Origin of the sequence: Pseudoxanthobacter sp. (assembly GCF_036822375.1) — a bacterium.
Lineage (GTDB): Bacteria > Pseudomonadota > Alphaproteobacteria > Rhizobiales > Segnochrobactraceae > Pseudoxanthobacter.
This window is the reverse complement of record NZ_DAISHT010000233.1, coordinates 1-1,776: the sequence shown is the minus strand read 5'-3', so window position 1 is coordinate 1,776 and position 1,776 is coordinate 1. Positions and strand designations below refer to the sequence as shown.

At 70.2% G+C, this 1,776-nt stretch carries 1 protein-coding gene; it reads left to right on the top strand.

The window, feature by feature from the left end:
- Positions 1–523: 523 nt before the first annotated feature.
- The coding region (locus tag V7067_RS15400) for a PHB depolymerase family esterase (protein WP_334176788.1) at positions 524–1,776 on the top strand (1,253 nt) is incomplete at its 3' end.

Here is a 1,776-nt window from a genome sequence, read left to right as displayed (position 1 = left end):
ACAAAAAAATAAGGCGCCCCGGAAGGAGGCGCCTTTCTCTTTTCAGGCTCTCGCCGGGTGTTGTGTGCACCCTGCCGCATGGGCCTTTATCAGAGGCCGCCGGAACATCCTGCCGTCAGAGGCGGGAAAATTCCGGGGCTCGAACCAGACTGCCTGACTCCGCTTTCCGGACCGTATCAATCCGATACGCTGCGGCCGGTTGCCAGTGAAGACGCGGGAGATCGGAGTACATCCGTCCGTCCCTCAACCGGGCCCTCTCATGTCTGGCTCGGTTGAACAGAAGATAGGACAGCCCGCCGGCGATTGCAAGGACAATCTGCATTTTTTCGTTTTTGTGCGCCGGCTCAGGATTTCTGACCTGTCGTGTGCGGCAAATCCTGTGCCGTCCGGCGCTCCATGCGGCGGGTGCACATCCGGCTTGCGGCATTGCAAACTTGATTTGTGCGGCGCAACATCCATCTTCGCAACACGCCGGCAGGGCTGTCGCCGGCGCAAATGGGGGGCATTGGAGACCGAAGCGATCATGGCCAGTCTTGCTGCAACGCTGAACGAACTCGCCGCAGGCCGGCGGCACTGGGAGAGCCTGATGACGCAGGTCTTTGCCGAACCGGCCGCCGCGATCCGTCCGGCGGACGACGGTTTTCAGCGCATCATCGGCTTCGGTACCAACCCCGGCCATCTGAGATTGTGGGCCTTCGTGCCCGATGCCCTGCCGCCCGGTGCGCCGCTGGTGGTGGTGCTGCACGGCTGCGGGCAGGGCGGGCCGGCCTATGCGGCCGGTGCCGGCTGGGTGGCGCTGGCCGGCCGGCTGGGCTTCGCCGTGCTCGCGCCCGAGCAGAAGCGCCTCAACAACCCCAAGGGCTGCTTCAACTGGTTCAGCCCTGCCGATATGCAGGGCGAGCGCGGCGAGGCGGCTTCCATCCGCCAGATGGTGCTTTGGATGCTGACGCACTATCAGCTCGACCGGCGGCGGGTGTTCATCACCGGGCTCTCGGCCGGGGCGGCGATGGCCGCGGCGCTGGTGACGACCTATCCCGGCCTGTTCGCCGGTGCGGCGCTGGTGGCGGGCGTGCCGTTCGGGGCGGCGGCCAACGTGCGCGATGCGCTGCATGCCATGTTCGAGGGTCGCCACCGCACGGCGGCGGACTGGGCCGCGCGGGCGCAGGAGGCGGCTGCGGCCGGCGGCGGCGTTCCCGCCACACCGTCCGGCTGGCCGCGCGTGTCGCTGTGGCACGGCACGGCCGATGCCGTGGTGGTGCCGGCCAATGCCGATGAGAGCATCAAGCAGTGGACCGCTCTGCATGGCGTGGCCGACAGTGCGCCGGCGATCGTGCGCCTCGGCGCCGATACCCGGCGCCGGTGGAGCGACAGCCGCGGCCGCGTGGTGGTTGAAGATCATCGTCTCGCCGGTCTGGGCCACGGCACGCCCGTCGACAGCCGCCTCCGCGACGAGGGCGGCGGCGAGCCGGGACCGTTTCTGATCGATGCCGGTGTGGCGTCCAGCGTGCAGATCGCGGCCTTCTGGGGGCTGGACGGCGCGCAGGAGCAGCCGGTTGCGTTGCGTCCGCTCCGCCTGCCGCCCTCCGCTGCCGCCGCCCGCGCGCCGGCCCGTGCGCCGGCGGCTCCGGTGCCGCTGAAGCCCGCCGCCCGCGCCGCCACTCCTGTGCCGGCTGTGCCCGGGCCTGCGATGGCGGACCTGAAGACCGCCGGTCCGGGAGCCGGGACGACGGCGGCCGGGGTCGCGGTCGCAGGGCCGGCGGAAAGGGCTGCGCCGGA